Below are 14,395 nucleotides of genomic sequence, written 5' to 3'. Positions count from 1 at the left end.
GGAGATGTTTTTTTATTATGCGCAGAGTGAAATTGGCGCTCGCCCTGACAATGGGCGAGCCTGCAGGTATTGGACCTGATATTACGCTTAAAACGTGGAAAGTTCGCTTTGAACAAGCTGTTCAGCCGTTCTACGTCCTATGTGATCCAGAGCTCCTCAAAGCTCGCGCAAAGCATCTCGGATTGAAAATTCCAATTAAAGTGGTGGAACCAGAAGCAGCCTGTGACTGCTTTGATGAAGCACTCCCTGTGGTTCCGCTTTCTGGTCCGGTGCAGGTTAGTCCTGGGGCCCCGTCTGGAACGAATGCTGCCCTTGTCATTGAATCCATCGAGACTGCGGTGCGGCATGTCAAGGATGACAGAGCTTCTGCCATCGTTACCAATCCAATCTCCAAGAAGATCCTTTATGATTCGGGTTTCCATCATCCTGGTCATACTGAGTTTCTTGGCGATTTGGCAAAGACCTACTGGGATAAAGAGGTAGACCCCATTATGTTGCTGGCAGGCCCAGAACTGATGGCCGTTCCGCTTACTGTCCACGTTCCATTTGTTGATGTGCCAAAGCTGGTGACAAAAGATCTCATCATTACCCGCTGCCGAGCGATCAACAAAGACATGATTGAGCGGTTTGGCATCTCCTCGCCGCGTATTGCTATTGCAGGTCTCAATCCTCATGCAGGTGAAGGTGGCTCTATGGGGACGGAAGAGATCGAAACGATTTCTCCAGCTATTGCCCAACTGCGCAGTGAGGGCATAGATGCACGCGGTCCATTGCCCGCCGACACCATGTTCCATAGTGAAGCTCTGGATACCTATGATGTAGCCGTGGCCATGTATCATGACCAAGCGCTTATACCAGTCAAAACTCTGGCCTTTGATGAAGCTGTGAATGTGACACTCGGCCTCCCCTATGTGCGCACATCACCTGATCACGGAACCGCATTTTCCATTGCGGGAACGAATAAGGCCTCTCCAAACAGCTTGATGGCTTCCCTGCGCCTTGCAGCAGCCCTCGCACAACCTGAGCTCGTTTAATGGCACAAATTGATGATCTGCCACCTCTGCGTGAGGTGATTGCAGAGCATGGGCTCGATGCCCGCAAATCCCTTGGTCAGAATTTTCTTCTGGACCTCAACCTTACCTCGCGCATTGCCCGCAGTGCTGGGGATCTGAGCAACTGCACCGTTGTTGAAGTTGGTCCAGGCCCCGGTGGTTTGACACGCGCCTTGCTTGCAGCTGGTGCCAATAAGGTAGTTGCGATTGAGAAAGACACGCGATGCCTGCCTGTTCTTTCGCAGATTTCAGAGCATTACAATGGCAAGCTGGAAGTGATTGAGGGTGATGCCCTCAAGTACAATCCTGCTGACCTTGCTGACGGCCCGATCAAGATTATCGCTAACCTGCCTTACAATGTGGGTACTCAACTGCTGCTTGGGTGGTTGACAACTGATGAGTGGCCTCCGTTTTGGGACTCTCTGACATTGATGTTCCAGAAAGAAGTCGGGCAGCGAATTGTTGCTGAAACAGGCAATAAAGCCTATGGGCGCCTTGGTGTTTTAGCAAACTGGCGGTGTCATACGGACATACTGTTTGACCTAAATCCAAAGGCCTTCACCCCGCCACCAAAGGTGACATCCGCTGTCGTGCAACTGCATCCACGCGAGAAGCCTCTTGAATGCCCACTGAAGGCACTGGAGCGCGTGACGGCTCATGCCTTTGGTCAACGTCGCAAGATGCTCAGAGCCAGCTTAAAAGGCCTTAAGCCTGACGCAGAATCTCGCATCGAAGCCGCAGGCCTGAAACCCACCGCGCGTGCAGAAGAAATTGATGTCACTGGCTTCATTGCCCTGGCACATGCTTTTGACAAGGACTAGAGCCAACGTGCTTAATTTCTAACATGACAAAGCCCTGAGACCTTGTCTGGTTTCAGGGCTTTTTTGTTAGGCCTGCAGCGATGGTTTATTCCACGCGCATGAAGGCGGTCATGCCGCTTTCCTGGTGTTCTATGATGTGGCAGTGCATGAGCCAGTCACCTTCGTAGTCCGGGCGCACGGCGACTTGTACGCGTTCGTCTGGCAGCACGAGCGCCGTGTCGGTCCACCATGGGGCGAGCTTGCGTTTGTTGCTCTTGAGGAGCTGGAAGGTCATGCCGTGGATATGGATCGGGTGCGTGTGCGGGGTTCGGTTGATGAACTCGAACACATAAGACTTGTCGCGCTTTAGAACTTGCACCGGATCTAATGGGCCTCGCTCTGCGCCTTGCCATGCCTCTTTATTGACGGCCCAGAATGAAAACCCCAGACTTCCGCAGATTGGATTGGCTGGTCGTTTTTCTGCTGTGGCTGAGAACTCCAGCGGGATGTACTCCGCATTTTTCAGATCAGGCTGCGGGATCGGATTGGCTGGCAACGGTTTGATCTCACGCAAGTCGCGATTCAAGGATTGCCCGATCGCTCTCAGTGACAGCACCGGCCATGGAGAGGACGAGGAGAAGTTGGTCAGCTCAATTTGCTCCCCTTCTCCATCTGGAATACGCATTGCGATGTCCGCACGCTGCCCTGGCCCCAATGCCAGCTTGTTGACTGCAAATGGTTCAACCGGATTGCCATCTATGGCGATGACCTTTGCATCCGTACCTTGCGGGAAGAATAGTTTGTAAATGCGAGTTACATCAGTAACGCACAGGCGCAGTCGGACAAGTGAGCCTGCTTTTACATCCATAACCGGCGCAGATTGCCAGTTGGACGTGCGGAGTGTGCCAAACGTCCCGGCCCGCGCGGATTTGCGTGGTTGGAACAATTTGACGAACTGACCATCACTGCCAAGGCGGAAGTCGCGCAGGTTCACCGGGATGTCATGATCGAACCCCGGATCTTCATCCTCTTCCACGATCATCAAACCAGTCATGCCATAAGACAACTGTTCCAGAGAGTTGCAGTGCGGGTGATACCAGAATGTACCTGCATCGTGTGGTGTGAAGCGATAATCGAATTGATCGTCGGTGTACACGTAGTGCTGGGTCAGGAATGCTACGCCGTCCATATCATTGGGCAGGCGCATGCCGTGCCAGTGGATGGTTGTCGGCTCTTCCAGCTTGTTAATGAGACGGCCATGGAACGGTTGCCCCTGCTTCACGCGCAGGGTTGGTGGCATTGCATCCCCAAAGGTGAACATGCGCTTTGTGGCAGGCGCATCCTTCATCAACTTGTAGTCAATGTTGCGGGCAATCATATCGTGGCGTTTTGGTACGGCCCAAAGGCTGGACGCACCAGCCAAACCACCGGCAACGGCAGCACCGCCAAACAAGGCGCCTTTCAGCGCCTGACGTCGTGTGATCATCGCTCTTTGTCCTCAAGTTCAGCCCGTCTCTGTACTTGGCTGGTCAATGGCTATTCACTCACGACGGCTGCTGTTTTGCAGGGCACCTGCTCTTGCAAATAACGCCCTGCTTGTATCTGGCTCATAATTTGATTCAAGTAGCTAATAGTTTGAATCACAAAACCACGTCAACATTCTGAATTTACAAGATTTTACATTGTTCTTGTCTGATTATTCAGCAATGGTGGACTTCAGGTCGGCAATCATACCTTCCATCTTCCCGGAGAGTTTTGGCAGGCGAACCCGTTTCAGACGTTCACTTGCGATGATTGACTGCACTGTTGCAACGGCTTTATCCAGATCATCATTTACAATGATATAGTCAAACTCCTGCCAACCGGAGACCTCGTCAATCGCGGTCTTCATGCGGCGTTTGATGGCTGCGTCATCGTCATCTCCACGGCCCGTCAGGCGGGCGTGCATTTCTGCGATTGATGGTGGCAAAACGAAGATGGCAACAACGTCTTCTCCGGCTTGTTCCTGCAGCTGGCGCACGCCTGCGATATCAATATCAAACAGGATGTCCTTACCTGCGTTCAGGCTGGCATCAACCGGCTCACGCGGGGTGCCGTAATAGTTGTCGTGGACTTTGGCCCATTCCAGCAGTTCGTTGGCTTTGATCTTGCGCTCGAACTCGTCAGTTTCCAGAAAGTAGTAATGAACGCCATGCTCTTCGGCTGCGCGACGTTGACGGGTCGTTGCTGACACAGAAAGTGCCAGTTTGTCGTCATCAGCCAGCAGTTTGTTTGCGATCGTTCCCTTCCCAGCTCCGGAGGGCGCAGCTAACACCAGCATGAAGCCGCGGCGCGCCTCTTCGATATCCTGAGCTGATACGGTTGTCCCATCTGATTTTTTAGAGGTCATATTGGTTCTGTCTTCTTTTGCTTATCTGCACTTCAAACTCTTGTCTTCATGTTCTGCTGCGAAAACCGATCCCTGACTTTCGCAGCACCGCTTCACTCGATGTTTTGAGTTTGTTCGCGAAGCTGGTCGATCACTGTTTTCAGTTCAAGCCCGATTGCTGTCAGCTCTACGCTGTTGGACTTAGAACAAAGTGTGTTTGCTTCGCGGTTAAATTCCTGTGCCAGGAAGTCGAGGCGACGTCCGATGGCCCCACCTTTGATAAGCAAGTCACCGACAGCTTCCACGTGCGCATAAAGGCGGTCCAGCTCTTCACGGATGTCTGCTTTGGTGGCAAGAACAGCTGCCTCCTGATGCAAGCGCTGAGGATCAAGCTGGCTGCTCGCCTGAAGCAGCTCGTTGACCTGAGCTTCAAGGCGGGCGCGAATGGCCTCTGGGCTGCGGGAGGGCAGTTCTTCAGCTTGCCGGGCCAAAGCCTCAATGGTGTCGACCTGGCCCTTCAGCAGAGTGGCAATGGCGTTGCCTTCACTTCTGCGCATTTCGACAAGTTCGTTTAGTGCTTCATCAAAGGATGACAGAAGAGCCGCAATCTGAGCGTTCTTTTCATCTTCGCTCTCTTCAGCCTCTTCAAACTCCAAAACGCCCTTATAGCCCAGAATACCGTCGAGTGTTGGCTCTGGTGCATCAGGAAGGCGGTCCCGCAGAATGGAGATGGCTTTGAGTACTTGCTCAAGAGCTTCTTCATTTACAACCAGCGCCGTGTCGGACTGTGAACGTTGCATCTGCAGGCCCACTGAGACATTGCCGCGTTTGAGTTTCGCAGCGAGGCGCTTACGCACTTCTGCTTCAACTCCGTCCAGTCCCTGAGGCAGTCGCAAGCGTGGATCCATGCCTTTGCCATTTACGGAACGGAGTTCCCATACCCAGCGCGTCTCTTCATAGCTGCTTTCCACGCGTGCAAAGCCGGTCATGCTAGCCAGTGCCATCCCTTGAAACTCCTCATCTGAACACCGTTTATTCGTTGGCGTTCTCATTCAATATTTGCTGGCCCTGAGCTTACCCGTGAAGTTGGTCCATGCCCATGAGGTATGTCGTTGCCCCGGCCATTGCGCCTAACCTAATCTGATAACCAGTATGCATCTTTCAGGCATGATACTTGCTTTCAGCAAAAAACCTGCCCGGTGTTTCAACTGGGCAGGCTTTCTCATTTTATCCTGCAAGGTTTGCAGATCAGTTCTTTTTCTTTTCCGCAGCTTGTTTGGTACGGATCTCTTTTTCAACCTTACGCCAGTTGGTTACATTGCGTTGATGCTGCTTATAGCTTTCAGCGAAAGCATGGCCGCCAGTTCCGTCAGCTACAAAGTAGAGATCCTTTGTGCGAGCAGGGTTTGCGACCGCTTCCAGAGCTGCAGCACTCGGGTTGCCGATTGGTCCCGGAGGCAGTGCTTTGATCTGGTATGTGTTGTAAGGGTTCTTTTCCTTGAGCATTGAGCGCGTGATCGCAGAGCGATCTTTTGTCCAGGCATCTCCACCGAACAAACCGTAAAGGATTGTTGGATCAGACTGCAACGGCATGCCCTTGCGCAGGCGATTGACGAAGACAGAGGCAACGCGCGGATGCTCATCCACCTTGGACGTTTCCTTCTCCACGATAGAGGCAAGGATCACAAGTTGTTCTGGCGTATCAATCGGCAAGCCCTGAGAGCGCTTTTCCCAGATGCGGGCGATGTGATCATTCATCGCCTTTTCCATCTGCTCGATAATGCGCGCCTTCGTGGTTCCACGGGTGAATGTATAGGTTTCTGGCAGCAGCGAGCCTTCTGCAGGGATTGCAGAGATTTCACCGGTCAGGATCTTGTTTGCATTCAGGCGGTTGATGATCTGAGCGCTGCTCCAGCCTTCCGGGAAGGTTACGGAGTGGTACACAGCACGGCCAACGACAAGATCTTCCATGACGGTCTTCATGGAGATGCCTAGTGGGAACTCGTACTCACCTGCTTTGATCTTGTTCTCATTTTTGAACAGGCGGGTGCCAGCTTCAAATACGAGTGAATTGGTAATGACGCCTTCGTCTTCCAGCTTCGCAGCAATCTGCGGCAGGCTCATGCCACTCGCGACAATGAAGATTTTCTCTTCTGTCAGCGGACCGGTGGCGTCAAACTCGCCCTTCCCCCAATAAAGCGCAGCGCCGGCAACGATAATGCCGAGTACAGCCATGGAAAGCAGAAAGTTGATGGTTATAACGACTGGATTGCGTGCATGGCGGGAACGCGGCGGAGGTGGTGGTGCAGCTTCTGGCTGAATAGCGCGGCTGGGACTCCGCGGTGCAGATTGCCCACCCGGCTGAATATGAAGATCGGACTGATCTTGAGGCCCATTTGAGTTGTCTTCAGGCGATTGAGCCATTGTAACCCTCTATACGGGAGCACTTACAGCACTCCATTACTAGCGTATCCTTAGCGAAAACCGATGCCCACTTTTCGCAGATACGCTTTAAATACTCATTACAGAGCCTAACCCATTCGGGAGCCGCAATATAAAAGGCCAGATTCCGCCATGCGGAGTCTGGCCCTTTTATTTCTTGATCAAGAAAGCGAGTTATGACTCGACTTTTTTGAGAACCAGAGACGCGTTTGTGCCGCCAAAGCCAAATGAGTTAGACAGAGCATAATTAATCTCCATCTTCTTGGCTTTATTAGGGACCAAGTCAATCTCAGTTTCAACTGATGGATTTTCAAGGTTGATCGTTGGTGGAGCAATCTGATCACGGATCGCCAAAGCGGTGAAGATTGCCTCTACTGCACCAGCAGCACCCAACAGGTGGCCGGTTGCAGATTTGGTGGATGACATGGTCAAAGACCCGGCATCATCACCAGCCAAACGCTCAACTGCACCCAGCTCAATCTCGTCACCCAGAGGTGTTGAGGTGCCGTGTGCGTTGACGTAATCAACATCACCGAGAGAAATGCCAGCGCGTTTCAGCGCAGCTTTCATACAACGGTACCCACCGTCGCCATCGGATGCCGGTGCCGTGATGTGGTATGCATCACCGGACAGACCGTAACCAACAACTTCAGCGTAGATTTTCGCACCGCGCGCAACAGCGTGCTCGTATTCTTCGAGAACAACAACGCCAGAACCGTCGCCCATGACAAAGCCATCGCGGTCTTTATCGTAGGGACGAGAACCTTTTTCAGGCTCATCGTTGTAGCCAGTAGACAGTGCTTTACAGGCGTTGAACCCGGCAATGCCCAAACGGCAGATTGTGCTCTCGGTGCCGCCAGCAACCATCACGTCTGCATCATCCAATGCGATCAGACGGGCAGCATCGCCAATAGCGTGCGCACCAGTGGAACAAGCTGTAACCACTGAGTGGTTCGGGCCTTTGAGTTTGTGCTTGATGGACACATAACCGCTTGCAAGGTTGATCAAGCGGCCAGGAATAAAGAACGGGCTAACACGACGCGGGCCCTTCTCTTCCATCATAATAGCTGTTTCAGCGATACCCTGAAGACCGCCAATTCCAGACCCAATCAGGGTACCGGAACGGTTCTGCTCTTCTTCGGTTTCTGGATTCCATCCCGAATCTGCAATTGCCTGGTCGGCAGCTGCGACAGCATAAATGATGAAGTCATCTACTTTACGCTGTTCTTTTGGGAGCATGAAATCGTCTGGATTGAAGGTTCCATCGGTTCCATCGCCAAGTGGTACCTGACAGGCGATTTTGGTTTGAAGGTCTTCAATTTCGAAGCCCTCGATGCGCCGTGCACCGCTCTTACCTTCAAGAATTCGCTGCCAAGAGATTTCTGCACTGCTGCCCAGTGGGCTAACCATGCCAATGCCTGTGATAACGACTCGACGCATATTTCCTGCACTTTAATTAGATTGGCGCTGCCAGCCCTTTTTGTCGTACCGGAAGACATAAGTGTCATTCTCTGCGACAGGCATGCAGCTGAAAAGGAAACAGGCGCGGCGAGCGCAAATGACCCACCGCGTGCCTAGCTTTTTGAAACAGGATTAGCCCTGTTTGGATTCGATGAACTTTACAGCATCGCCAACGGACTGAATGGTTTCAGCAGCATCGTCCGGGATTTCAACGCCAAATGCTTCTTCGAAAGCCATAACCAGTTCAACGGTGTCCAGGCTGTCTGCACCAAGATCGTCGATGAAGCTTGCAGATTCAACGACCTTGTCAGCCTCTACGCCGAGGTGTTCGACAACGATCTTCTTTACCTGCTCTGCAACATTGCTCATTTTAAGTCCTCAATTGGTTTTCAAGGTAGTGTTTCGGTCCGCTTCGCGGGGCCTTGTTTCACTCGGCTCCCGTGTTGCATACTCTGGTTCTTTTGAAAAGACGCAACGGCCCATATGTTAAGCCGCTTCCAAAGAAAACCGCAGCTTTTCCGTTCCTCTTTCCAAGAGGTCACTTCTAATCGGCGGGTTCCTAGCACAATTAGCACTGGTTTACCAGCCGCCAGTAGTGATTGCCCCATTTGTAAGAGGATCGGACCGGCTGCGTATTTCTTCGTTAAATCATCGCCATACCGCCATTCACGTGCAGTGTCTGACCGGTAACGTACGCTGCTTCATCACTTGCGAGATAAACAGCTGCACCTGCGATTTCTTCAGCAGTGCCCAAACGACCAGCTGGAACGTTGCCCAGGATCGATTCGCGCTGCTTTTCGTTCAGCTCGTCGGTCATCGCGGTTGAGATGAAACCTGGAGCAATTGTGTTTACGGTGATCTTGCGAGACGCCACTTCCTGCGCCAAAGACTTGGACATGCCGATCATGCCAGCTTTTGCAGCAGAGTAGTTCACCTGACCTGCGTTGCCGGTAACACCAACAACAGAGGTAATTCCAATAATGCGGCCCTGACGGCGCTTCATCATGCCTTTGATTGCAGCACGACAGATGCGGAATGTTGCGGACAGGTTCACTTCAAGAACCTGATCCCATTCTTCGTCCTTCATGCGCATGAAGATGTTGTCACGGGTGATACCAGCGTTGTTCACGAGGATATCGAGAGTGCCCATCATTTCTTCAGCAGCTGGTACAAGCGCATCAACACTGTCACGATCAGACAGGTTTGCTGCTTTAATGTGAACGCGGTCACCCAGATCAGATGCCAGCGCTTCCAGCTTCGCTTCGCGGGTGCCGGACAGAGTTACAGTTGCGCCTTGCGCATGAAGAGCGCGTGCAATCGCTTCACCGATACCACCGGTCGCGCCGGTTACGAGTGCGCTTTTACCTTCTAAATTGAACATGCCGTTGGTCTCCTCGGCTTAAAATCCGTTTGAAGAAAGCTCATAGGGAGGAACCATAGGTTCCGTCTATACGCAGTGCAAAATGCGGTGCCTATAAGCCTTCAAAATCTGTGTATTAGCTTTCGACGCCTTCAAGGCGTGCAACAAGTGCATCAATATCTTCTGCTGTGTTGATCGCAACACCTTCCAGAGACTTGACGATACGGCGCACCATGCCACTGAGAACCTTGCCGGTGCCGATCTCAACGAGCGTGGTCACTCCGTTGTCAGCCATCCAGGTTACAGATTCGCGCCAGCGTACAGTTCCAGTCACCTGCTCTACGAGACGGGTGCGGATTTCTTCCGGATCAGTGATTGGTGCAGCAAGAACGTTTGCAACAAGTGGAACAACTGGTGCTTTAATCTCAACTTCAGCCAGTGCCTTTGCCATTGCGTCTGCAGCAGGCTGCATCAAAGAGCAATGGAACGGTGCGGATACCGGAAGCAGAACAGCACGGCGAGCACCTTTGCCTTTTGCGATTTCACAGGCGCGCTCAACAGCTGCTTTATGACCAGACACAACAACCTGCCCGGTTGCGTTGTCATTGGCTGCCTGACAAACTTCACCCTGAGCGGCTTCCTGTGCAACTTCCATCGCCTGATCGAAGTCCAGCCCCAGGAGAGCAGCCATTGCGCCCTCACCCACTGGCACTGCTTTTTGCATTGCGTCACCGCGAATGCGCAGCAGACGTGCTGCATCGGCAATGCTCAAAGAGCCTGCTGCAGCCAGTGCAGAGTATTCACCAAGAGAATGGCCAGCTACAAAACTTGCCGCTTTGGACAGGTCAACGCCTTTTGCCTCAAGCACACGCATGGTGGCGAGACTTACAGCCATCAGAGCTGGCTGAGTGTTTGCAGTGAGGGTCAGCTCGTCTGCCGGACCGTCCCACATGATCTTGGTCAGAGACTGACCGAGAGCTGCATCAACTTCCTCAAATACAGCGCGCGCTTCCGGGAACGTGTCGGCAAGTTCTTTACCCATTCCAACCGTCTGGCTGCCCTGTCCGGGAAATGTAAATGCAATAGTCATTTATAAATAGCTCCGTCGCACTCTATATTGCGTCAATGTGGGCCAATTGCCTCAAATGTGGGTGGTCCACTTTGTATTCCAAGATGGGGCGGCTATAAATTCACCAAATACGTGCAAATTATGACCGCCGCCAAAACTAGTAGCACTGCAGATGCCCTATTGGTCAGCTGCTTGCACCTTCAAGAAACCTAAGGAAAACCTTGGTTGCCTGCGTATTCATCGGGGCGACATGAGCCGCCTCGCAAGCGCAATGTCAAGACTGCATCTGGAAAAAAGGTCTTTTTCCCCGATAGTACTTGTCTTTTGTAGGGGATTGGCTATAAAGCGCATCTCGTTTCCGGTATTAGGCCGGAGGCTTAAAGGAAGGCAGCCCTTTGGGGTTGTAGGAGTTGAAAGATATCCGTCTTCCCGTGTCTCCGCTCTTGTGTAAACATCTTCTGGGCCTTTTTCTGAGGGCCGTTCGAAGGGGCTTTGCGCCAATACCGGAATTGTTTAACTCAGAAAGGCAATCCACATGGCGCTCTATGAGCACGTGTTCCTGGCTCGTCAGGACATTTCTACTCAGCAGGTTGAAGCCCTCGTTGAACAGTTCAAAACTGTTCTCGAAGAAAACGGCGGCAAAGTCGGCAAAATCGAAACTTGGGGTCTGCGTACCCTGACTTACCGTATCAACAAGAACCGTAAGGCTCACTACACTCTAATGAATGTAGATGCTCCACACTCGGCTGTTGCTGAAATGGAACGTCAGATGGGCCTGAGCGAAGACATCCTTCGTTTCATGACCATCCGTGTAGAAGAGCTGGACGAAGAACAGTCCGCTATGATGCAGAAGCGTGATCGCGACGACCGTCGTCGTGGTGACCGTAACGATCGTGGTCCACGTCCGGACCGTGGCGATCGCGGTGATCGTGGCCCACGCCCTGATCGTCGTCCTGAAGCACCTGCAGCGGAGTAATTGAAAATGGCTGAATCTTCTTCCGCAGGACGTCGTCCTTTCTTCCGTCGTCGTAAGACCTGCCCATTCTCTGGCGCAAACGCTCCAAAGATTGACTACAAGGACATCCGTCTTCTGCAGCGCTACATCTCTGAGCGCGGCAAGATCGTTCCTTCCCGTATTACCGCAGTATCTGCGAAGAAACAGCGTGAGCTGGCTCGTGCCATCAAGCGCGCTCGTTTCCTCGGCCTGCTGCCTTTCGTAATCAAGTAAGTCTTGATTATTGGGTCAGGGTGTTTTGCACCCTGGCCTTTTTCATGATCCTGACATGTCGGGATCACGGTTGAGAGATTGATCGCGTCAGCGAGAAACTCTCTCTAACTGCGGATCACACTTTCCGCAGGACAGCAAAGGAGATATTCCATGAAAGTTATCCTTCTTGAGCGTGTGGCTAAACTTGGCCAGATGGGCGAAACCGTAGCTGTTAAAGACGGTTACGCACGTAACTTCCTGCTGCCTCAGGGCAAAGCACTTCGTGCAAACAAAGCTAACCTTGAGCGCTTTGAAGGCGAGCGTGTGCAGCTTGAAGCTCGTAACCTTGAGCGTAAGACTGAAGCTGAAGCAGTTGGCACAAAGCTGGCTGGCGCAAGCATCGTTGTTATCCGCGCAGCTGGCGAAACTGGTCAGCTCTACGGTTCTGTTGCTACCCGCGATATCGCCGGTGAACTGGCCGAAGCAGGCTTCAGCGTTGTTCGCTCCCAGGTTTCCCTGCGCGCGCCAATCAAGACCATCGGTCTGCACGACGTATCCATCGTTCTTCACCCTGAAGTTGAAGTTGAAATCTCTGTTAACGTTGCTCGTTCTGAAGACGAAGCTAACCGTCAGGCAGCAGGCGAAGACCTCACAGGCCGTGAAGAAGACAGCTTTGAATTCGACGAAGATCTCGACGAAGACGAAGAGCTGGAAGACGGCGAAGAGCTGGAAGACGGCGAAGAAGCTTCTGACGAAGACGAAGCTGAAGGCGAAGAAAAAGAAACCGAAGAATAATTTTTCTTCACTTTTCGATGGAAAAGGCAGGGTCTACGACTCTGCCTTTTTTTATGCACTGATCTTGGCAGAATCGGCAAAGCCCCCGCTGATTCTATTCCTCAAAAAAGAGTTTGCTAATAATTGTAGTTAGGGCAAAAAACCCTGAATACGGCTGATTTTAAACAATTATTCTAAGCTTTTCTCGCGTCTAGAGAGTAGCGACTGTCAATTGGCAACCTGCAATTTTCCCCGCTGATTTAATTTTGTTAAAGAACTGGGCTTAAGGTGCGAAGCCCCCCTTTTCCTGCCCGCCTTAAAGCTGTAACCAAGTTGCCAAGCGGCACGAGGGGCGGAATGAAGGGCACAGTCCAAAAATTAGAGAAGGCTAGTGAGACCATGCGAGTGGTCCCGCATAATGCCGAGGCAGAGCGCCAGCTTCTTGGTGCCATTATGGTAAACAACGAGACCTATTATCGTGTCTCGGAGTTTTTAGAAGCGCGCCATTTTTTCTTAGCTCCCCACAAGGATATCTATGACAAATGCGGAGCGTTGATTAAGGCAGGCAAGATTGCCTCGCCCATTACGCTCAAAACGTTTTTTCCGGCAGATGAGAAGATTGCAGACTTGTCTGCAACTCAGTATCTGCTGCGTCTTGCAGGTGATGCAACTTCTGTGATCAACGCAGAAGATTACGGCAAGACCATTTACGATCTGGCGACTCGCCGTAACCTGATCACCATTGGCGAAGACATGGTGAACATTGCTTATGACGCGCCCATCGATATGCCACCGTCCTCTCAGATTGACGATGCTGAGCGTCGTTTGTTTGAACTGGCGGAGACTGGCCGGTCTGATGGTGGTTTTCAGGACTTTGGCAGTGCACTAACTGAAACCATTGAGATGGCTGCAGCAGCCTTTCAGCGTGAAGGCGCCCTTTCCGGTGTTTCAACAGGTTTGCGTGACCTGGACAAACTCATGGGTGGTTTGCAGTCTTCGGATTTGGTCGTTCTGGCTGGTCGTCCTGCGATGGGTAAAACCTCGCTGGTTACAAACATCGCTTATAACATTGCTGAAAATTATCAGACTGAAGAGATGCCGGATGGCACTGTTCGGACTGTAAATGGCGGCGTTGTTGGCTTCTTCTCTTTGGAAATGAGTGCCGAACAGCTGGCTACTCGTATTATTTCCGAACAGACAGAGATTTCTTCCTCCAAGATTCGCCGCGGCGACATCAACGAGATTGAATTTGAGAAGCTGGTTGCGGCAACACAGCATATGCAACACGTTCCACTTCATGTGGACCAAACAGGTGGTATTTCCATCGCGTCCCTCGTTTCCAAAGCCCGGCGGCTGAAGAGACAAAAGGGGCTGGATATGATCGTGGTCGACTATATTCAGCTGCTATCTGGTTCTTCCAAGAATCAGGGCAACCGTGTTCAGGAAATTACTGAGATCACCACCAACCTTAAAGCTCTGGCGAAGGAACTTAATGTTCCGATCATCGCGCTGTCCCAGCTCTCTCGTCAGGTTGAAAACCGTGACGACAAACGTCCACAAATGTCTGACCTTCGTGAATCTGGCTCGATCGAGCAGGATGCGGATGTGATCATGTTTGTGTATCGTGAAGAGTACTACATGGGCAAAAAAGAACCGCCTGAAGGCACTCCAGAATATGAAGAATGGAGTGGCAAGATGGAGCAGTTGCGCGGCAAGGCGGAAGTCATTATCGCCAAGCAGCGTCACGGTCCAACTGGCATTGTTGATCTGCAGTTCCAGGGCGAGTTCACTCGCTTCTCCGATCTGGCAGACGACGCCCATATTCCTGACAGAATTATGGAGTAGGGTTGGTTCATCTTACT

14 protein-coding genes are annotated in these 14,395 nt (G+C 52.0%); 6 read left to right on the top strand and 8 right to left on the bottom strand.

Going from position 1 to position 14,395, the window contains the following annotated elements; all coding sequences use genetic code 11:
- The first annotated feature begins 17 nt into the window (after positions 1 to 17).
- Together pdxA and rsmA are read left to right on the top strand one after the other, a co-directional pair.
- Positions 18 to 1,034, top strand: coding sequence for a 4-hydroxythreonine-4-phosphate dehydrogenase PdxA (gene pdxA / locus PsAD37_RS13120; protein ID WP_063296521.1), 1,017 nt, complete (start codon positions 18 to 20; stop codon positions 1,032 to 1,034).
- Positions 1,034 to 1,873 (top strand): 16S rRNA (adenine(1518)-N(6)/adenine(1519)-N(6))-dimethyltransferase RsmA, encoded by an 840-nt coding sequence (gene rsmA / locus PsAD37_RS13115; RefSeq protein WP_063296520.1) that lies wholly within the window; start codon positions 1,034 to 1,036, stop codon positions 1,871 to 1,873. Before pdxA ends, rsmA begins: the two co-directional genes overlap by 1 nt.
- 85 nt (positions 1,874 to 1,958) lie before the next feature.
- Here rsmA and PsAD37_RS13110 read toward each other — a convergent pair whose 3' ends face one another.
- The 8 genes from PsAD37_RS13110 to fabD form a co-directional block, all read right to left on the bottom strand.
- Positions 1,959 to 3,338: a multicopper oxidase family protein gene (locus PsAD37_RS13110; RefSeq protein ID WP_063296519.1), complete on the bottom strand. Its 1,380-nt coding sequence runs from the start codon at positions 3,336 to 3,338 to the stop codon at positions 1,959 to 1,961.
- Positions 3,339 to 3,548: 210 nt separating this feature from the next.
- Positions 3,549 to 4,241 carry a guanylate kinase gene (gmk, locus tag PsAD37_RS13105; RefSeq protein ID WP_063296518.1) on the bottom strand — a complete coding sequence of 231 codons (693 nt, stop codon included), beginning with the start codon at positions 4,239 to 4,241 and terminating at the stop codon, positions 3,549 to 3,551.
- A gap of 92 nt (positions 4,242 to 4,333) precedes the next feature.
- The gene (locus PsAD37_RS13100; protein WP_063296517.1) at positions 4,334 to 5,224 is read right to left on the bottom strand and encodes a YicC/YloC family endoribonuclease; all 891 of its coding nucleotides are present in this window, start codon (positions 5,222 to 5,224) and stop codon (positions 4,334 to 4,336) included.
- A gap of 244 nt (positions 5,225 to 5,468) precedes the next feature.
- Entirely contained in the window at positions 5,469 to 6,644 is a 1,176-nt protein-coding gene (gene mltG / locus PsAD37_RS13095) for an endolytic transglycosylase MltG (protein WP_063296516.1), read from the bottom strand.
- A gap of 192 nt (positions 6,645 to 6,836) precedes the next feature.
- Positions 6,837 to 8,102, bottom strand: a complete 1,266-nt coding sequence (gene fabF / locus PsAD37_RS13090; RefSeq protein ID WP_057460955.1) for a beta-ketoacyl-ACP synthase II — start codon at positions 8,100 to 8,102, stop codon at positions 6,837 to 6,839.
- A gap of 153 nt (positions 8,103 to 8,255) precedes the next feature.
- A complete protein-coding gene (locus PsAD37_RS13085) occupies positions 8,256 to 8,492 on the bottom strand; it encodes an acyl carrier protein (RefSeq protein ID WP_008551920.1) in 237 nt (78 codons plus the stop codon).
- A 274-nt stretch (positions 8,493 to 8,766) separates the two neighbouring features.
- On the bottom strand, positions 8,767 to 9,504 hold the full coding sequence (gene fabG, locus PsAD37_RS13080; protein ID WP_063291851.1) for a 3-oxoacyl-[acyl-carrier-protein] reductase: 738 nt from the start codon (positions 9,502 to 9,504) through the stop codon (positions 8,767 to 8,769).
- Between the two features lie 115 nt (positions 9,505 to 9,619).
- Positions 9,620 to 10,573: an ACP S-malonyltransferase gene (gene fabD, locus PsAD37_RS13075; protein WP_063288443.1), complete on the bottom strand. Its 954-nt coding sequence runs from the start codon at positions 10,571 to 10,573 to the stop codon at positions 9,620 to 9,622.
- Positions 10,574 to 11,087: 514 nt separating this feature from the next.
- Here fabD and rpsF point away from each other — a divergent pair.
- The 4 genes from rpsF (at position 11,088) to PsAD37_RS13055 (ending at position 14,378) form a co-directional block, all read left to right on the top strand.
- The gene (gene rpsF / locus PsAD37_RS13070) at positions 11,088 to 11,528 is read left to right on the top strand and encodes a 30S ribosomal protein S6 (protein ID WP_063296515.1); all 441 of its coding nucleotides are present in this window, start codon (positions 11,088 to 11,090) and stop codon (positions 11,526 to 11,528) included.
- 6 nt (positions 11,529 to 11,534) lie between these two features.
- Positions 11,535 to 11,780, top strand: coding sequence for a 30S ribosomal protein S18 (gene rpsR, locus PsAD37_RS13065; RefSeq protein ID WP_008552033.1), 246 nt, complete (start codon positions 11,535 to 11,537; stop codon positions 11,778 to 11,780).
- A gap of 150 nt (positions 11,781 to 11,930) precedes the next feature.
- Positions 11,931 to 12,554 carry a 50S ribosomal protein L9 gene (rplI, locus tag PsAD37_RS13060; RefSeq protein ID WP_063296514.1) on the top strand — a complete coding sequence of 208 codons (624 nt, stop codon included), beginning with the start codon at positions 11,931 to 11,933 and terminating at the stop codon, positions 12,552 to 12,554.
- A gap of 336 nt (positions 12,555 to 12,890) precedes the next feature.
- A complete protein-coding gene (locus PsAD37_RS13055; protein ID WP_063296513.1) occupies positions 12,891 to 14,378 on the top strand; it encodes a replicative DNA helicase in 1,488 nt (495 codons plus the stop codon).
- The last annotated feature ends 17 nt before the right edge of the window (positions 14,379 to 14,395 follow it).

Origin of the sequence: Pseudovibrio sp. Ad37, assembly GCF_001623075.1 — a bacterium.
Lineage (GTDB): Bacteria > Pseudomonadota > Alphaproteobacteria > Rhizobiales > Stappiaceae > Pseudovibrio.
Note: the sequence above shows the minus strand (reverse complement) of the source record. Positions and strands in the feature narration are given on the sequence as shown.

What these genes read in the sequence shown, in the direction of transcription:
- pdxA (WP_063296521.1), top strand. Translation starts at nt 18, where the DNA reads ATGCGCAGAGTGAAATTGGCGCTCGCCCTGACAATGGGCGAGCCTGCA.
- rsmA (WP_063296520.1), top strand. Translation starts at nt 1,034, where the DNA reads ATGGCACAAATTGATGATCTGCCACCTCTGCGTGAGGTGATTGCAGAG.
- PsAD37_RS13110 (WP_063296519.1), bottom strand. Translation starts at nt 3,338, where the DNA reads ATGATCACACGACGTCAGGCGCTGAAAGGCGCCTTGTTTGGCGGTGCT.
- gmk (WP_063296518.1), bottom strand. Translation starts at nt 4,241, where the DNA reads ATGACCTCTAAAAAATCAGATGGGACAACCGTATCAGCTCAGGATATC.
- PsAD37_RS13100 (WP_063296517.1), bottom strand. Translation starts at nt 5,224, where the DNA reads ATGGCACTGGCTAGCATGACCGGCTTTGCACGCGTGGAAAGCAGCTAT.
- mltG (WP_063296516.1), bottom strand. Translation starts at nt 6,644, where the DNA reads ATGGCTCAATCGCCTGAAGACAACTCAAATGGGCCTCAAGATCAGTCC.
- fabF (WP_057460955.1), bottom strand. Translation starts at nt 8,102, where the DNA reads ATGCGTCGAGTCGTTATCACAGGCATTGGCATGGTTAGCCCACTGGGC.
- PsAD37_RS13085 (WP_008551920.1), bottom strand. Translation starts at nt 8,492, where the DNA reads ATGAGCAATGTTGCAGAGCAGGTAAAGAAGATCGTTGTCGAACACCTC.
- fabG (WP_063291851.1), bottom strand. Translation starts at nt 9,504, where the DNA reads ATGTTCAATTTAGAAGGTAAAAGCGCACTCGTAACCGGCGCGACCGGT.
- fabD (WP_063288443.1), bottom strand. Translation starts at nt 10,573, where the DNA reads ATGACTATTGCATTTACATTTCCCGGACAGGGCAGCCAGACGGTTGGA.
- rpsF (WP_063296515.1), top strand. Translation starts at nt 11,088, where the DNA reads ATGGCGCTCTATGAGCACGTGTTCCTGGCTCGTCAGGACATTTCTACT.
- rpsR (WP_008552033.1), top strand. Translation starts at nt 11,535, where the DNA reads ATGGCTGAATCTTCTTCCGCAGGACGTCGTCCTTTCTTCCGTCGTCGT.
- rplI (WP_063296514.1), top strand. Translation starts at nt 11,931, where the DNA reads ATGAAAGTTATCCTTCTTGAGCGTGTGGCTAAACTTGGCCAGATGGGC.
- PsAD37_RS13055 (WP_063296513.1), top strand. Translation starts at nt 12,891, where the DNA reads ATGAAGGGCACAGTCCAAAAATTAGAGAAGGCTAGTGAGACCATGCGA.